This is a genomic window from Spirosoma flavum, assembly GCF_042686045.1.
GTDB classification, from domain to species: Bacteria; Bacteroidota; Bacteroidia; order Cytophagales; family Spirosomataceae; genus Spirosoma; species Spirosoma flavum.
Genome location: NZ_JBHUOM010000001.1, coordinates 882,936 through 896,361, shown reverse-complemented (window position 1 = coordinate 896,361; position 13,426 = coordinate 882,936). Strand labels below are relative to the sequence as shown.

Annotated in this window: 15 protein-coding genes; 10 read left to right on the top strand and 5 right to left on the bottom strand. The window is 47.4% G+C overall.

Going from position 1 to position 13,426, the window contains the following annotated elements; translation table 11 throughout:
* Positions 1 to 7 precede the first annotated feature (7 nt).
* From ACFS25_RS03590 to ACFS25_RS03580, 3 genes are all read right to left on the bottom strand, one after another.
* The gene (locus ACFS25_RS03590; protein WP_381497032.1) at positions 8 to 1,003 is read right to left on the bottom strand and encodes a mevalonate kinase family protein; all 996 of its coding nucleotides are present in this window, start codon (positions 1,001 to 1,003) and stop codon (positions 8 to 10) included.
* Positions 1,004 to 1,165: 162 nt separating this feature from the next.
* Entirely contained in the window at positions 1,166 to 1,651 is a 486-nt protein-coding gene (locus ACFS25_RS03585) for a hypothetical protein (RefSeq protein WP_381497031.1), read from the bottom strand.
* Between the two features lie 108 nt (positions 1,652 to 1,759).
* The gene (locus ACFS25_RS03580) at positions 1,760 to 2,137 is read right to left on the bottom strand and encodes an XRE family transcriptional regulator (protein ID WP_381497030.1); all 378 of its coding nucleotides are present in this window, start codon (positions 2,135 to 2,137) and stop codon (positions 1,760 to 1,762) included.
* A 255-nt stretch (positions 2,138 to 2,392) separates the two neighbouring features.
* Between ACFS25_RS03580 and ACFS25_RS03575 the strand changes: the two genes are divergently transcribed.
* From ACFS25_RS03575 to ACFS25_RS03555, 5 genes are all read left to right on the top strand, one after another.
* On the top strand, positions 2,393 to 3,046 hold the full coding sequence (locus ACFS25_RS03575) for a hypothetical protein (RefSeq protein ID WP_381497029.1): 654 nt from the start codon (positions 2,393 to 2,395) through the stop codon (positions 3,044 to 3,046).
* 113 nt (positions 3,047 to 3,159) lie between these two features.
* The gene (locus tag ACFS25_RS03570; RefSeq protein ID WP_381497028.1) at positions 3,160 to 3,951 is read left to right on the top strand and encodes a PD-(D/E)XK nuclease-like domain-containing protein; all 792 of its coding nucleotides are present in this window, start codon (positions 3,160 to 3,162) and stop codon (positions 3,949 to 3,951) included.
* Between the two features lie 20 nt (positions 3,952 to 3,971).
* Positions 3,972 to 4,319: a hypothetical protein gene (locus ACFS25_RS03565; RefSeq protein WP_381497027.1), complete on the top strand. Its 348-nt coding sequence runs from the start codon at positions 3,972 to 3,974 to the stop codon at positions 4,317 to 4,319.
* A 209-nt stretch (positions 4,320 to 4,528) separates the two neighbouring features.
* Entirely contained in the window at positions 4,529 to 5,305 is a 777-nt protein-coding gene (locus ACFS25_RS03560; RefSeq protein WP_381497026.1) for a pentapeptide repeat-containing protein, read from the top strand.
* A 120-nt stretch (positions 5,306 to 5,425) separates the two neighbouring features.
* Positions 5,426 to 6,613, top strand: coding sequence for a DUF748 domain-containing protein (locus tag ACFS25_RS03555; protein ID WP_381497025.1), 1,188 nt, complete (start codon positions 5,426 to 5,428; stop codon positions 6,611 to 6,613).
* Between the two features lie 73 nt (positions 6,614 to 6,686).
* Here the strand turns inward: ACFS25_RS03555 and ACFS25_RS03550 are convergent, their stop codons facing one another.
* Both ACFS25_RS03550 and ACFS25_RS03545 read right to left on the bottom strand, forming a co-directional pair.
* Positions 6,687 to 7,022, bottom strand: coding sequence for a hypothetical protein (locus ACFS25_RS03550; protein ID WP_381497024.1), 336 nt, complete (start codon positions 7,020 to 7,022; stop codon positions 6,687 to 6,689).
* A gap of 19 nt (positions 7,023 to 7,041) precedes the next feature.
* Positions 7,042 to 7,326, bottom strand: coding sequence for a hypothetical protein (locus tag ACFS25_RS03545; protein WP_381497023.1), 285 nt, complete (start codon positions 7,324 to 7,326; stop codon positions 7,042 to 7,044).
* Positions 7,327 to 7,514: 188 nt separating this feature from the next.
* Here ACFS25_RS03545 and ACFS25_RS03540 point away from each other — a divergent pair, with 188 nt between their 5' ends.
* The 5 genes from ACFS25_RS03540 (at position 7,515) to ACFS25_RS03520 (ending at position 12,984) form a co-directional block, all read left to right on the top strand.
* Positions 7,515 to 8,111 (top strand): RNA polymerase sigma factor, encoded by a 597-nt coding sequence (locus ACFS25_RS03540; RefSeq protein ID WP_381497022.1) that lies wholly within the window; start codon positions 7,515 to 7,517, stop codon positions 8,109 to 8,111.
* Positions 8,112 to 8,183: 72 nt separating this feature from the next.
* A complete protein-coding gene (locus ACFS25_RS03535) occupies positions 8,184 to 8,621 on the top strand; it encodes a hypothetical protein (protein WP_381497021.1) in 438 nt (145 codons plus the stop codon).
* A 106-nt stretch (positions 8,622 to 8,727) separates the two neighbouring features.
* The gene (locus tag ACFS25_RS03530) at positions 8,728 to 9,396 is read left to right on the top strand and encodes a porin family protein (protein ID WP_381497020.1); all 669 of its coding nucleotides are present in this window, start codon (positions 8,728 to 8,730) and stop codon (positions 9,394 to 9,396) included.
* A 103-nt stretch (positions 9,397 to 9,499) separates the two neighbouring features.
* Positions 9,500 to 12,526: a glycoside hydrolase family 3 N-terminal domain-containing protein gene (locus tag ACFS25_RS03525; protein ID WP_381497412.1), complete on the top strand. Its 3,027-nt coding sequence runs from the start codon at positions 9,500 to 9,502 to the stop codon at positions 12,524 to 12,526.
* On the top strand, positions 12,523 to 12,984 hold the full coding sequence (locus ACFS25_RS03520; RefSeq protein ID WP_381497019.1) for a DinB family protein: 462 nt from the start codon (positions 12,523 to 12,525) through the stop codon (positions 12,982 to 12,984). Before ACFS25_RS03525 ends, ACFS25_RS03520 begins: the two co-directional genes overlap by 4 nt.
* Positions 12,985 to 13,426 lie beyond the last annotated feature (442 nt).

Sequence of the window (13,426 nt, the reverse complement as noted above, 5' to 3'; positions counted from 1 at the left end):
GGCGTCTCTACACTATATAAGGCTTAATGACGCGGGCATTTACTTTTCTAAGTCCGACAAAGAGCCGGTTCAGCATAGCATCATCACGGTAAAGACCAATTATAGACCCTCCCGAACCCGTGAAAGAAGCTGAGGCACCACAGGCGCGCGCTGTTTCAATCAGACTCCGATTCCGGTCGGTGATGGTATAAATCTGAGCGCGCAAATCGAAATTACGGTTGACGAGTTCATTCAGCAATTTGGTGTCCTGTCGGAGCATGGCTTCCCGCCCTTCGCGGGCAACATCGGCAATGGCACTCATCGTGTCAACTACAAGTGACTCGCCTTTGAGCCACCGCGCCCGAACGTCGTTATGTACCCGTCCCGATTGTTTACCTAAGTCAGTGTTATAGGCAATATACAATTTGGGAATCAACCGCGAATCGAGCGGTTCGTACTGGCCGTATCCCTGCCGTTCCATCGTATCCCGATCAAAATCCATGTAGACGCACCCTTCATAGCATTGAATAACGCGGTCCTGCAAACCAGCCGTAATACCCAGTTCTTCAGCTTCGGTAGCCAGTACTAAATTAGGCAATATTGGCCGTGGAATCTCAACATCATAAAATTGCATGAGTGCCCGAAAAGTAGCCACAATAATGGCGCTGGAACCAGACAGGCCCACTTGCCGGGGGATAGACGTATTATATCGAATCGAAAAATTCTGATTGGGGAGACGTATCTGTTCCGCTTCGCAGTATTCAGCAAATTTCTTGATGGAAGCCTTCAACAGCGGAACACCCCCGTGATAGCCGAGTGTACTGACAGCATCGCGCAGATGATGCAGACTCCGGAACACGTTCGTATCCTGTGGCTGAGGTTCAATGTGTAGTTCAGGCGAAGCATAAAGCGTTACAGACGCCCCGAAGTTGCGGACGGTGATGGCGATGGTTTTACCAAAAAATCCATCAGACGGGTTGCCGAGTAGCCCCGCCCGAGCATAGGCGCGGGTTTCGATGAGCAAAATATAGTGGGCGGAACCGGTGTCCGCTGGCTAATTGATTAAACGACAAGTTTACGAAAGAATCGTCAGCATAAAGAACAGAGAGCAACTCACACGATAATAAAAAAAGCGACCGGAGTATTTCCCCGGTCGCTCTACTCTATAGTCAATGAGCATCAGGACTCAGTCAACATCGTTTTTTTCCACGTCCGTTTTATCTTTTTCTGTATAGCCCACGTTGTGTGGATCGTAGCCTTCTCCCGGCTTATCACCTTCTTCAAGATAGGTGGCATCAGCCCGGTGAAAAAGTGCGTCGTCGGAGGGGTTTTCGGCCACTTCACTTAGCTTTTTGGCTGCTTCATCGCTCATCATACGACCTTTTGGTGCTTCAGAAATAGCATCGGCGTTAACATCCCATTCCTGGGTTCCGCCGAAACTTTCCCCGTGCGGATCACCGGATCGGCCTTCGCCGACATTGGCCTCGCGGGTGTCACGCGTTATTTCCAAATTTTCGCTATCCATATCCATACCCGACGACGAGTCTTTATATGAATTTGTTCCAACGCCTTCCGATTCGCGACCGTAGTCCGAATCACCGTGCTGGTTGGGATCTTTCGAATAAAATTCAGGGTCTACTTTATCCGGATCGAATGGTGATGTAGTTGCCATAGCGTTACGTGTTTTTACACTATAACCCCGAAGTGGAATAGGTTGTTCGGAAGGGGGAACGGGAGGAGAGATTTGTACGCTTACGCGTGACCTTTATTACCCTGCCCCTTACCTTCCTTTCGGCCCTCTATTTAATGAACTCAGTTCAGCAAGGAGTTGGTCGTTGGTTTCCTGAAGCAGTGAAATCCGTTCGTTAAGTTGAAAAAGCAGAAACTCCATATTTCGCAGTCGCTCTTCGGTGGTGATCGCTGCCGATGGCGAACTAAGTAATTTAAACATCAAGCCTTCACCCCGTAATAACCAGTCGCCATTCACCTGCGGATAAGCCACCAGAATTTTTTCGAGCGTGTCGTAGCGGGGCTTCAACCGACCATGCAAAATATGATAAACTTTTTCGCCCCGATGTTCGCCTAACTGTCGGGCAAATTCGAGCACACTAATATCAAGGGAATCGATAAGTTGCTGAAGGCGGAGGTGGATAGTCATAATTTACATTTTTTCGTGTAAAAATCGACAAAAAGTTAGAGCGCTCAAAACAGGTCGGTCATAACAGCTAATAAAGCACACCTAATAGCCTAAATTCGACAATTTACCTTTCTGTCAATCCACAAAAATAGCTACAAAAGAGGCTTGTTTTTTACACAGTTTTGTGTAATTTTATATCTGTAAACACCACCTCTTAAAAAGGCAAAAGGGACCTCAAAATGGGCCCCCTGCTTGAACAGTAAACAACAAATACTAATGAACACACAAAACAAAAGCCAAATCGAGACAATTCAAAGCGATAATGGTCTTAAACCATATCAAAAGATTAACGAACTGACTGGCGAGGTTATCAATAACGGGACCGCCCGGCGGTATAAATACCTGGAAGGACACCCACGGCAATACCGGTTTGATGCCAAGGAAGGTGTGTTCAACATCAACGGTAACGAGAAACTGGACCGCACCCTGACGTTTCAGCCCATCGCCTGGCGTATTTTCACGGACAATATCCTGAACATGGGCACCAAAAACTGGGCAGAACTTTTCTTTATCGATGAGAAAAACTGCGTGTCGGCGGTATTATTCCACGGTTATTCTGTGGATAATATTTTTCGATTGATCGAGCCCCTCTACTATGATGATCTGACGCTGGCCGATGTGGTTATTACCGCCATTGCCGAGAAAAAAGAAAACAACAAAATTCAGCCAAAGGGTGTGTATTACATCGCCAACTTTTCCTATAAAATGGCTGATGTGGAGAAAACAAACGAGCTGAAACAATTTGCGCAGGAGGTCAAAGTATTCCGGCAAGAAACTCTGACAGACATTGCCAACATCAAAACGGCCATGAACTACTACAATCCTTTCGCCAACCCTGTCGACGAGCCAGAACTGCTGGCTGCCGGGTAATTTCAGGCGTAATGGAGTAGACCGCCTGGCGGTAGTAATCGGTTGTTTGCATCAACACTCAACGGAGTGGTACTGCCCAGTGGTCCACTCCGTTATACATTTCCCTTTTCAGAATGATTTCTCAACGAACCATCTACCCGCAGTCTCTCATAAATCCCGGCGACGATTACCGTGCGTTGGCTCGGGTGTCAAATTCTGATTTAACCCGGATGAAAGAAGAACATCTAGGCTACTGGTCAGTGCCTTCAGCGCGGTTTATTCCCGAGAAGACCAAGGTATTTGGCCGGGCGTTTCACCAGCATCTGCTTGAACCCGAAACGGTTGGGACGGTGCTGGCTCAGTTTCTTCCCGATATGATTGACCCGGCAACCCGTCCCGATGTGAATACGCTTGCACCGGCTCAGACCAAGCAGTTACAAACACTGATGCAGACTATTCGGAAGGATGGTTTTTGCCGACGGTATTTGCGGCTGTCGGAGCGGGAACGGGTTGTGCTCTCTACCGAACCAACGACCGGTATTGCCTGCAAAGCGCGTCTGGACATGGTTTATACCAGTCCAAAGCGCCGTAATGCACTGGTGATTGACCTGAAAACAACCTCGGCTAGAACGCAGGCCCAGTTTCTTGAATCATGCTATACCTATGACTACGACCGGCAGGCAGCTTTCTATGTGGATAGCCTGCGCCATGCCGATGGAAACGAATGGAGTGCAACGAAGCAATTCCGTTTCGTATTCATTGGTATCATGAAACAAAGTCCTTACCGACTCTTTGCCGTCGATGCAACGTCGATTCCCGGTTTTATGGAGTATGGACGAAAGAAATACCGTTTCTGGCTTCGCAAATGGCACGATGAACAGGCAACCGAAACATTATCCGTTCCAGCCTGGAGTATGAGTGCATAAACCCCAAACGAACCAACGTTATGAACGCTTCTATTATCACCCTTACCCCTACCGAACTCCATTTTGACTGGGGTACTGATGGGCTGGTGTTGTGGATTGAAGAATTAGATGGAACCGATAGTCTGGCGGGCCAGATGCATGAAGTTATGGACCGGATTGCCTTCGCTATTGAACTGCAAACGGGCTGGGATCACCGAACGGATGCCGATACGCTGCATCCACTTTATGGGTACCGGCTTCTGCTGCGCGACGCGTCGGGCCGCTGGAATGCTGTTCGGACGGATGAGACTGGACACTTTGCCGGATTGATTCCGCTCGAAGAAATGGATTATGAGGTTGCTTATGATAGAGTCATGTGGCTGGATTAGCCAAATTAAAATTTTCCTGTAGTCCCCTTCTTAACGTCACAAAGACACAGCACGAAGAGAAGAGTTGATGAATACTATTGGATATCTTCTAACGTTGAAAACAAATCTGCCGGGCTGGTAACTAAGTCCGGCAGATTTGTTTTCCAGCCCCACGCAACGTTTGTAGTCTGGTATGCATCTTTAGCCAAACACAACTTCAGAAAACACTCATGAAAACAATACTTACCTTCCTCCTGTTCGCCTTCACTGCAATAGCGCCCACACTGGCTCAGACAACCGTTGATGCCAAAGATATTATTGCAAAAATCAACCGCAAGGAAACTATTTCGTACCAAAATGCCACGATTACAGGCGACCTTGATTTGACTAGTTTAGCCAACCGGCATGAAGTGCGGGAAGGTAGCTGGAAAGGCGATTCTCCGCAGTTTTTGAGTGTTGTAGAAGTGCCGCTATCCTTCAAAAACTGCAAATTTCAGGGGAAATTCCTGGCTTACCGAACGGAGGATCAAGACAGAAAATTTTTAAAAGTTAACAATACAGTCTACAATACCAATTTCACAGAAGCTGTTACCATTGAGGGATGCCAGTTTGCCGATGACGCTGCGTTTAAGTATTCAACCTTTAGCCAGCGTGCCATTTTTACCAATAATGCGTTTCGGAATGGGGCTCTGTTCAAGTACGCTAAATTTAGCAACGAAGCCGATTTTAGCGGCTCAACCTTCCAGGATTATGCTGATTTCAAATACACGAATTTTAATGAATCGTCGTCTTTTCAGAAAGTAACATTTGAGCGATATGCTGACTTCAAATACGCAAAGTTCGATGAACGCGTTGATTTCGGTCAGGCGCGCTTTACAAATACTGCCGATTTCAAATACACGAAACTTCCACGCGGCACGAATTTCGACGATGCCCGTTTCAGTGGTTCCACCGATTTCAAGTATGCCACACTCGATGGCCGGAAGTTTTCGCCAACTAGCCGATAGACCAACCAATTAGGAAAATCAGATGAACAGGTAACTGGCTTTTCCAAAAGTTCGGTTACCTGTTTAACCATTTATCAACTTCCGGGTTTATCAAAACGTTAGACCAAGCCATTCAACGTTTTGAAACGCACAACAAAAATCTTATTGGCCCTTGTCGTTCTGCTGATAATCGCCCGGTTGCTGTTACCCTATTTTGTGCTACGCTATGTTAATAAGACCCTTGCCGACATGGGTGCTTATACCGGCCATGTTGAAGATATTGACATCCAGCTCATTCGGGGGGCATATCAACTAGACGACCTGCGCATTCGAAAAATCCACGGTAAAATTAAAGAGCCGTTTATATATATTCCCAAAACTGACTTGTCAGTTGAGTGGAAATCATTGTTCAAGGGCAAATTGGTGAGCGAGGTAGAATGCTACGAGCCCGAAATTAACTTTGCTTTTAGCGACAATGAAGCCAGTAGTCAAACCGGGGCAGATGTAGACTGGACCACCTACCTGAGAAAGATGTTGCCTATCAGCATCAACCGCTTCGCCGTTATTAATGGCAAAGTCAATCTGACAAGTTTGATCACACAGCCCCGCGCTGACTTATCCATACAGAAGTTTCAGGGGGAAATTCGCAATATTCGTAATGTTGAGGACGGGAATAAAAAGCTTCCCTCGCCTGTTGTGGCCTCTGGCGATGTTCCGGGTTATGGTGGCACAATGAATTTCTCGGCCAATATGAACCTGCTGAAAGAAACGCCGGATTTCGACTATAACCTTCGGTTTAGCGATCTGCAATTGGTGAAACTCAATCCGCTTGCCCGCCAATATGCCAATCTTGATTTTGAACGGGGAACGGTGAGCGTCTATAGTGAAATGGCGATGCTCGATAGCAAGCTAAATGGCTACCTCAAGCCCCTCACCAAGGGCATGCAAATTTTTAAGCTTGATGAACACAAAGGGCGAACTGTAGGCCGTTTCTTTACAGAACTGCTGGCTCAGGCTGGCACTGCCATACTCAAGAACCAGAAACACGATCAGGTAGCAACCCGCATCCCGCTGAATGGGACCATAGATAACATCAAAACATTTACCTGGCCAACTATTTTTGGCGTGTTACGCAATGCGTACATCGAAGCCTTCAAAGGTGAGTTTGATAATAACATTACGCTGAAGGATGCACTCAAAAGCGTCAAAGATGACTTCAAAGCCAAACGTGCCGAACGAAAAACGGAACGTAAGGAAAAGCGAGCCGAGCGCAAAGCCGAGCGTCAGCAGAAACGGGCCAAGCGAAAGGCTGAACGCAAAGCAAAATAAAACCCTGTAGTCGGTGCATATTGCGTCCGGACTACAGGGCATTAATACCCTTTTCATTGATCTATACGGTCACTTACGGCTTCCTCCGATCAATCAATGTATCTTTACGGGCACCTGATGCCGTCCGTCTTGGTGTATATCTATTGACGCCCTTATGCACACCAGCATCCTTTTCCTTTTTATAGGAGGGAATAGCATCATCGCCACTTTCAAGTTTTTCCTTCAGCGACGGCTGTGGTAATGGCCGCATTGGCTTAGTCGTCTTGGCGCTAGATGCCATCGAACTAGCCGTTGGCTTGGTTGATCCTGTTTTTGCCGTTTTAGGTGCCGTCTGAGCCAGAGATGCAGTGGTAATCAGTAAGGCACCAAGCAGTACTTTAATCATAATGGTGTTAGTTAGTTTTGTCATCAGGATTATACAAAATGAATTACCGCCGGACGCTGTCTACTCGCGTAGCACCACCCCGGCGCAACGAGTCAGGTCTCAGTCGCCGTTGTTTGCGATTTTTAGGCAAAGTCGAATCCATACCAGCTTCCATTTTCGACCGTTGCCGGCGATTGATAGACTTCATTTTTGGCTGAGCCGGATTAGCCTGGCGTGTATCCGTCGTTGAGGTCGATTGCTGCATGGTTGGTGCCTGACCACTTTGGGCAAACACGTTCAGGCTTAGAACCACACTCAGCATACTACTGACAAACAGGAATCGTTTCATAATTTCGATGAGTTCGTGTTATGTTGGTAACGACTGGCAGCGGCAATAGGTTATGAGACAGGCAAGTTATTGAGGAAGTAATCTGGCAATGTATTCTTTTCTGTTACGGCTAATTTGTAGTCAGCACCGAAACAAGTATGGAATTTAGCCCGCCCATGCATCTTTATGAGTAAGCAGTCAGTTCGTGTATGTTTCTAAAACTGTTTCGTAAGCCTAAATCCAGTACCGGCCAATCTCGTAGCGATCCGGCAGACTACCTTGCGACCTACCGCGCTACGGGTGATTTGACTGTATTGGGCGAACTTTACGAGCAACACATGGACTTAGTCTATGCCGTTTGCTTCAATTACCTGCGCGATGAAGATGAGGCCAAAGATGCCGTAATGAATTTGTTTGAACAGTTGGTAACCGATCTGCGTCGGCATGAGGTGCAGCAGTTTGGACCCTGGCTACACAGTGTGGCTCGCAACTACTGTTTAATGCAGCTCCGAAAAAATCAGGCCCACCCTAAAGCCACTTTAGTAACAGGCACTGACATGGATGAGGAGTTACTTATGCGGCTTCCGGCAGATGATACAGACGACATGGACCTGGAAGAAGACCTAACGTTCATGGAAGCCTGTCTGCAAACATTGCCAACTGAACAGCAAACATGCCTGACGCTTTTTTATCTGGAGCGAAAAACATACACCGAAGTAGCTGACCTAACTGGCTACGAGTTGAAAAAGGTGAAAAGTTATTTGCAAAATGGGCGTCGAAATTTGAAAATTTGTATGAATAAGTAACGGGCGGGATCGCTCGTATTTTAGTCTATTGCGGGCGGCTCCACCTAACGGATAACCGCACGCGCCACTATTATGATTGACCAACTAACTTTCGATGAGTTGCGGGCTTACCAGTCGGGACAATTGAGCGAGTCGGCGCGGTATCGCGTAGAGCGGCTTTTACTCGAGAACCCCTTCTACGCCGATGCCCTGGCGGGTTTGGAGGCTATGCAGCAAAAAGCAACCGATACATCGGTTCGCCCAACAACTGAGCAACTAGCCGACCTTCGTGACGCGTTGCATGAGCGAATCCATGCGTCGGCGAATCAGAAACGGCTCTGGCCACTCTGGATTGCGACCACTACGGCGGCTATTCTATTTATGCTGGCAATGGCGATTTATTTTATCTTCTTCGCACCTAAACAACCGGCTAAACCCAAGCAGAAACCGGCAAATGTCGTAACGAGCCTGACCGCCTTTCCAACAACCAAATACCTGATCAACTATGGCATCGCCACCGTTTTTCATTGAAATTTCCCAGCTGGTTTCCAGCAAAATCCTACATATTATTCTGACACAATAAAACATTTGCAAAACGTCGAGCGTTAACCGGACATACCACCTTATTTAATTGTTTATGTTTCGCACACATTTATTACGCTCTACCCTCTTTTCACTTATCGTTCTTAGTAGCTGTTTATCAAGCAGTTTTGCCCAACAACGCTTCAGTGCCGGACCACGTGTTGGCTTAAATTTATCCACATTTGGTATGGACGCCAAAGGGTATACGATGCGGCCAGGCGTAACAGCAGGAGCTTTTTTAATGTATAGCTCCCTAAACCACTTCGGTATATCGGGCGACCTTCTTTACTCGCAGATGGGCGGTAAGTATTCGGATGGAACTACCTCTTTCAAACAACGTGTCAACTACCTGGAGATTCCGGTAGCACTTCGTTATTTCCTGACGTTGAAGGGCAATTTCCGGCCTAACTTATTTTTTGGGCCATCGCTGGGAATAAAGCTAAATGCGAAACAGACGAACTTAGTAACAAGTGGCGTTGCCTATCCAACTATTAACAATAGCGATGCCTTTCGGCCGCTGGACTTGGGTTTAATCGCAGGTTTTCAACTCAACTTTAAAGGGTTGGGTGATCGGCAGCGCTTCCTGATTGATGCTCGCTACCGCTATGGACTGAGTGATATTACGGTTGATAACAACGCCAATATCAACAACTCAACGATTACTCTAACACTCGGCTACGGCTTCGGCGTTGGTGCAGAACACCCAAGTCGGTATCGTAAGTAATTGATTTTTGTTTGCTGTTATGTGTCCTCGCCATTCTCATTTAATGAAATAGCGAGGACACTTTTTTGTATTTTTGGCTCCTCACGACCCAATTCACTTGCTCATGCCCTTCTGCCGGTCTGCTTTATTTAGTTTACTCAGCTTTCTATTATCCTTTACCGCGTTCGCGCAATCAACGTCACCAACGTTTCTAAAACTCAACGTACGGCAAAATTGCTGGGTCGATTCGGTGTTCACCAACATGACAACCGACGACCGTATTGCCCAGTTGATTATGGTGGCCGGTTACTCGAACCGCAAACCAAGCTACGAAGACTCACTTCTGACGCTGGTACAGACTAATAAACTCGGCGGAGTTGTGATGTTTCAGGGTGGACCCGTTCGGCAGGCCCGGCTCACCAACCGCCTGCAAGGAAGTTCGGCAGTGCCGCTGCTCATAGCCATGGATGCCGAATGGGGCCTGGCGATGCGGCTCGACAGCACAGTTCGTTACCCGTATCAGATGACACTCGGTGCCATGCAGGGCGCGGGTTCCGATTCGTTAATTTATCAGATGGGAGTCAATTTGGCAAAGCAATCCCGGCGCTTGGGTGTTCATGTCAACTTTGCCCCGTCGGTCGATGTCAACAGCAACCCCAATAATCCCGTCATTAATTTTCGGTCGTTTGGCGAAGATAAGTACGCGGTTACACGAAAAGCACTCGCGTATATGCGTGGCATGCAGGATAATTACTTGTTAACCAGCCTAAAACACTTCCCGGGTCATGGCGATACCGGCACCGATTCGCACTACGACCTACCACTAATCAGCAAAAGCCGCGCTCAACTTGACTCGCTTGAATTATATCCATTCCGGCAGCTCATCAACGCCGGAGCAGCGGGCGTAATGATTGCCCATTTAAGCATTCCATCCCTCGATACCACTAGAAACCGCCCGTCAACGCTCTCACCTGCTATTGTTACGAATCTGCTCAAGAATGAATTGGGATTTCAGGGCCTGGTCTTTTCAGATGCCATGAATATGAAGGGCGTAACAAAATATTTTCCATCTGGAAAGGCGGATGAACTGGGGATTGAAGCGGGAATGGATGTGCTGGAATTTACGGAGGATGTTCCGGCTGCGCTGGCTCAAATCAAACAGGCCGTATCTGATGGACGTATCTCACAAGCGTCTCTGGATGCCCGCTGCCTGAAAGTACTGCGGGCCAAAGCGTGGGTTGGCCTTGACCAGAATAAGCCCATCGTGCTGGATAATCTTGTCAGTGATCTTAACCCTGTTCAGGACGACCTGCTCAACCGCAAACTTACCGAAGCGAGCCTGACCGTTCTAAAAAATGAACAGGTTGCACCAGACCGAAATTTATTACCATTGCAACGGCTTGACACACTGCGGATTGCATCGGTTGCGGTCGAAAGCGATAAAATTACTGCTTTTCAGCAAATGGCGGCCAACTATACGCAAGTTGACCACTTCAATATAACCTCCCGAACACCCGATTCTACGCTGGCGCAGATACGCGACTCGCTCAAAACATACAACCTAATTCTGGTTGATGTCCACCTGAACAGCATCCGTCCAGCAGCAAAATATGGTTTACAAGCCAAAACCGCCGAATTAGTGGGTGAGTTAGTGTCTACGGGAAAGGCTGTCATAACAGTGTTTGGCAATGTTTATGCGCTGGATAAACTGACGTTTCCGATGGATACCGCCCAACCCAGCCGCAACATCGAAAAGGCCCGTGCTATCATAATGCCTTATCAGCTAACTACTTATACCGAGGAACTGTCGGCACAATTGATTTTTGGCGCTATCGGTGCATCGGGCAAACTACCTGTAACGGTCAATCAACGTTTCCGGGCGGGCGACGGCCTATCCATTCAGCCCATTGGCCGACTCAAATATACCATTCCAGAAGAAGTGGGCATTGACAGTCGATACCTGACTCAGCAAGTCGATTCGCTGGTGAACGTAGCCCTGACACAACGGGCATTTCCGGGTTGTGTCGTGCAGATGGCCAAAGATGGCAAAGTAATTTTCAGCAAAGCCTATGGGACCCACACCTACGATGCCTCGCTTGGTGCCGAACCCAGAACCGTACAACTGGACGACCTATACGATATGGCATCGGTGACGAAGGTGAGCACCTCAACCCCCGCCCTGATGCGTTTGGTGGATGAGGGGAAGTTTAACCTGAACGGGAAAATGGCCGATTACCTACCCAATTTCAAGAAATCGAACAAGGCCAACTTGCTCTGGCGTGATGTGCTGACTCATCAGGCCCGCCTGAAAGCCTTCATTCCATTTTGGGTAGACACCAAAAATACGGATGGCTCCTGGAAGCCCAAAACCTTCAAAGCAGAACGTTCCGGACGCTATTCAATTGAGGTAACCGACAGCCTGTACGAATTTACCAAATACCCGAAAACCATCTTTCAGCAAATCAGAGATTCACCCCTGAACGCGAAGAAAGAATACGTTTACTCCGATTTATCGTTTATCCTGTATCCTCAAATTGTGAAACGATTGACGGGAGAAGATTTTGAGGACTACCTCAAAACGACCTTTTATAAACCGCTTGGTGCTTCTACACTTACCTTTTTACCACGCCGGTTTTATTCGCTCAACCGTATTCCACCAACGGAGTACGATTCGCTGTTTCGCAAGACACTTATTTGGGGGCGCGTGCATGACGAAGGAGCGGCCATGCTCAATGGTCTGTCAGGTCATGCGGGCCTATTCGGTTCAGCCAATGACTTAATGAAGGTCTATGAGATGTATCGTCAAAAAGGAAGTTATGGCGGACAGCAGTATATTTCGGCTAAAACAATCGCCGAGTTTACACGGTACCAATTTCCGGAGCTAGGTAACCGGCGCGGGCTGGGTTTCGACAAACCCGCGTTTACCTACAACGGTAATGCGCCAAAATCGGCAACCAAAGCCAGTTACGGGCATTCGGGCTATACGGGTACATTTGTGTGGGTTGAGCCCGATCCAGCCTATAACCTGACGTATATATTTTTATGCAATCGCGTTTATCCTACCCGAAATAACCCTAAACTTGGGAATCTAAATACCCGCACCAACATCGTCGAAGCATTGTATCAGGCAACAAAACGTGGACTGAAATGAAAGACTATCTGATTAAGTTACTGGACTATGAACTCTGGGCAAATCGACGATTAATTGATGCAATCGAAAATATCAATAATCCGCCAGCGCGGGCTATTGCGCTCATGGGCCACATTTTATCGGCTCAGCATGTATGGTTCGGGCGTATTATTCATGCTTCAACGTTTGTAACTATTTGGGAAGACATTCCGGTAAGCTGGATGGGCGAAACCGCCGAACGACAGCACCGGCAATTAGTCAGTCATTTGTTGGGTCTCAGCGAGTCCGACATGCTTCAGTTGGCCGAGTATATCAACACTAAAGGCATCGTGTACCAAAGTTCACTACTTAACATACTAACGCATCTAAGCCATCATGCGGCCTATCACCGTGGCCAGATGGTACAGCTCATTCGGCCAATGCTCGAAGAAGCGCCCGAAACAGATTTTATTGTCTGGACGCGGGAAAATAAGGAATAAAGCACAAAGGGCTGAACACTAATCTGATCACCCATCGGCTTTGTCTTTTTTTCTTTTACTCTCTGCGAACTCGCGCATATACAGCAGGATCGTGTGCTTAATTTGGGGAAAATCGACTAAAAGCTTACTAATTTGTGCCAAAAAAAACCAGATAATAACGACCCCAAACGTAACCATCGATAGTGCCAACTCTGCTAAAATGGCGGACCCCACCGATGTAGTCAAAGAGGGTTACTAGCCTAAGCCTATATACTTTACTTGTATTCAGGGCTGGAATGTTGTGTATATCTTGAGTGGATACGCACAGTGTTCCAGCCCTGAATGCTTTTAGTGGTGGACTTCTAATTTCAGAAACTTACTTTATCGAATCACTGATAGGTTATATCTTCGTGTCAGCTTTCGATAGGAGGTTTTCAAAAGCTAATTCTCAAGTCAGAAGCTT

Excerpts from the sequence above, each read along its gene's own strand:
- ACFS25_RS03585 (WP_381497031.1), bottom strand. The coding sequence starts at position 1,651 with ATGGCAACTACATCACCATTCGATCCGGATAAAGTAGACCCTGAATTT.
- ACFS25_RS03580 (WP_381497030.1), bottom strand. The coding sequence starts at position 2,137 with ATGACTATCCACCTCCGCCTTCAGCAACTTATCGATTCCCTTGATATT.
- ACFS25_RS03575 (WP_381497029.1), top strand. The coding sequence starts at position 2,393 with ATGAACACACAAAACAAAAGCCAAATCGAGACAATTCAAAGCGATAAT.
- ACFS25_RS03570 (WP_381497028.1), top strand. The coding sequence starts at position 3,160 with ATGATTTCTCAACGAACCATCTACCCGCAGTCTCTCATAAATCCCGGC.
- ACFS25_RS03565 (WP_381497027.1), top strand. The coding sequence starts at position 3,972 with ATGAACGCTTCTATTATCACCCTTACCCCTACCGAACTCCATTTTGAC.
- ACFS25_RS03560 (WP_381497026.1), top strand. The coding sequence starts at position 4,529 with ATGAAAACAATACTTACCTTCCTCCTGTTCGCCTTCACTGCAATAGCG.
- ACFS25_RS03550 (WP_381497024.1), bottom strand. The coding sequence starts at position 7,022 with ATGACAAAACTAACTAACACCATTATGATTAAAGTACTGCTTGGTGCC.
- ACFS25_RS03545 (WP_381497023.1), bottom strand. The coding sequence starts at position 7,326 with ATGAAACGATTCCTGTTTGTCAGTAGTATGCTGAGTGTGGTTCTAAGC.
- ACFS25_RS03540 (WP_381497022.1), top strand. The coding sequence starts at position 7,515 with ATGTTTCTAAAACTGTTTCGTAAGCCTAAATCCAGTACCGGCCAATCT.
- ACFS25_RS03535 (WP_381497021.1), top strand. The coding sequence starts at position 8,184 with ATGATTGACCAACTAACTTTCGATGAGTTGCGGGCTTACCAGTCGGGA.
- ACFS25_RS03530 (WP_381497020.1), top strand. The coding sequence starts at position 8,728 with ATGTTTCGCACACATTTATTACGCTCTACCCTCTTTTCACTTATCGTT.
- ACFS25_RS03525 (WP_381497412.1), top strand. The coding sequence starts at position 9,500 with ATGCCCTTCTGCCGGTCTGCTTTATTTAGTTTACTCAGCTTTCTATTA.
- ACFS25_RS03520 (WP_381497019.1), top strand. The coding sequence starts at position 12,523 with ATGAAAGACTATCTGATTAAGTTACTGGACTATGAACTCTGGGCAAAT.